At 61.7% G+C, this 2,205-nt stretch carries 2 protein-coding genes; both read left to right on the forward strand.

The annotated features are described in order from the left end of the window. Window positions 1–187: hypothetical protein (locus VGP39_RS15840; protein ID WP_327569047.1), on the forward strand; the 187-nt coding region annotated here is incomplete at its 5' end. 42 nt (window positions 188–229) lie between these two features. Then, window positions 230–1,993: an adenylate/guanylate cyclase domain-containing protein gene (locus tag VGP39_RS15845; protein WP_327569048.1), complete on the forward strand. Its 1,764-nt coding sequence runs from the start codon at window positions 230–232 to the stop codon at window positions 1,991–1,993. The last annotated feature ends 212 nt before the right edge of the window (window positions 1,994–2,205 follow it).

Raw genomic sequence — 2,205 nt, forward strand, 5'->3', positions numbered from 1 at the left:
TTCGCGTCCTCTGCCAAGAGACATTGCGCAAGCGGCAACGTTCAGCATCGCGGCGAACGCTATCCGGATCAACGTGTTCGGGCAATCGGCGGGGCCAAGTGAATTTGCCGCATGCCGCACAGTTGACAACGATCCGCCGGAGTTCGGAAATGGCGGGACAGCAACTGCCGACGTTTTGATAAAGTGAGATAATTTTACCATCCAGGGGAGCGTTTTGGCCGGCGAACGCGTGCAGCGACGATTGGCGGCCGTGCTGGCGGCGGACGTCGCCGGCTATAGCCGGCTGATGGGCTGCGACGAGGAACCCACGCTTGCGCAGTTGAAGGCGCTGCGAAAGACGCTGGTCGATCCGTCGATCGCCACCCACCGGGGTCGCATCGTCAAGACCACCGGCGACGGCATGCTGGTGGAGTTTGCCAGTGCTGTCGACGCCGCGCGATGCGCGATCGAAATTCAACGACAGATGGCCGAGCGGAGCGGAGAAGTGCCGCCTGAACTCCGGATCGAGTTTCGCATTGGCATCCACGTCGGCGACATTATCATCGATGACGACGATATTTTCGGAGACGGCGTCAACATCGCCGCGCGTCTTGAAGGAATCGCCGAACCGGGCGGCGTCTGTATCTCCGATGATGCCTACAGGCAGATTCGCGGCAAGATCGATACCGCGTTCGAAAATATCGGAAAACAAAGCCTGAAGAATATCGCCGAGCCGATGGAGGCGTGGCAAATGCGGCCCGCCGGGGAGGCAGCCCCGGCCGCGGGGTCGGTTGCAGTTTCCAAAACCCACGAACTGACCCTGCCCGACAAACCGTCGATCGTGGTGCTGCCGTTCGACAACATGTCGGCTGAGGCCGGCCAGGACTATCTCGCCGATGGAATCGTCGAGGCCATTACCGCGGCGCTTTCGTGCATCCGCTCGTTTTTCGTCATCGCACGCACCTCAGCGTTCACCTACAAGGGACGTACGACAAACGCGCGCGATGTGGGCAAGGAGCTGGGCGTTGCCTATCTGCTCGAGGGCAGCGTGCAGAAGGCCGGCAACCGGCTTCGCATCATCGTTCAGCTGATCGAGACCGAGGGAGGCGCGCACGTCTGGAGCTCGCGCTTCGATGGCGGGATGGACGAATTCTTCGATCTCGAAGATCGGATAACCGAGCAGGTGGCCGGCGCGCTGCAACCTTCCATCCGCATCGCCGAGATCGAGCGGTCGCGACGCAAGCGGCCGCAAGATCTCAGCAGCTACGACTATACGATGAGGGCGCTGCCGCATGTCTGGGCGCTGGAGAAGGAAGAAAGCGCCAAGGCGCTCGAGCTGCTCGAACAAGCGCTCGCGATCGATCCCAATTACCCGCTGGCCTTGTCGCTTGCCGGTTGGTGCCACGCCCAGCGCTCGGTCTACAATTGGGCGGATGATATTACGGTGAGCCAGGCACTGGCGCGATCGCTGGCCGAGCGGGCAGCCGAGATGAGCGGCGATGACTCCGTCATTCTGGCGGTACTGGGGGCTGTGCATACCTTTGTACGCAACTACGGCACCGCGCGCGTGCTGCTCGAGCGCGCCGTCACGCTCGATCCCAACGCCGCATGGGCCTGGAGCAGGCTCGGATGGCTCGAGGCCTATTCCGATCAACCGCAAAAAGCGATCGGCAATTTCGAGCGCGCGCTGCGCCTGAGCCCGATCGATCCGATGAATTTCAACAATTTTGTGGGATTGGGCTCGGCGCATGAAGTAGCGCAGGAATACGGCGAGGCCGCCGCGTTCTACCGGCGCGGCCTCGAGGAAAGGCCAAATGCTCATTGGATCTATCGCAATCTGGCGGCCTGTCTGTCTGGAGCCGGCCGGGCCGACGAGGCGAAACAAGCCTTTGCGGAGTTGATGCGTTACTATCCCGATCTGACAATTTCAAAATTCAAGCAAGCAATGGTGTTCTCTCCGGCCGTCCTCGACCGTATGGCAGAACATCTCCGCAAGCTCGGATTGCCCGAGTGATTGGATTGAAAAGCTGGTCCCGCAGCCGCAGGACAAGCGCTTGTGCGCGACCTGTTGAACCCCGAGCAGACCGTAGCAACCATTAAAGCGACGCCCTTTCGCCCTTGAGCATGACGCCGTGCTCGCGGCCGTCAAGGCGTGGCCTGGAAACGTCGAGCGTGGGGAGAGGCCGGCGCGACGGCCATCCTTGACGGCCACTGCGCGCGGCGTCC

This window comes from Bradyrhizobium sp., assembly GCF_036009065.1.
In the GTDB taxonomy this organism is placed as follows: Bacteria; Pseudomonadota; Alphaproteobacteria; order Rhizobiales; family Xanthobacteraceae; genus Bradyrhizobium.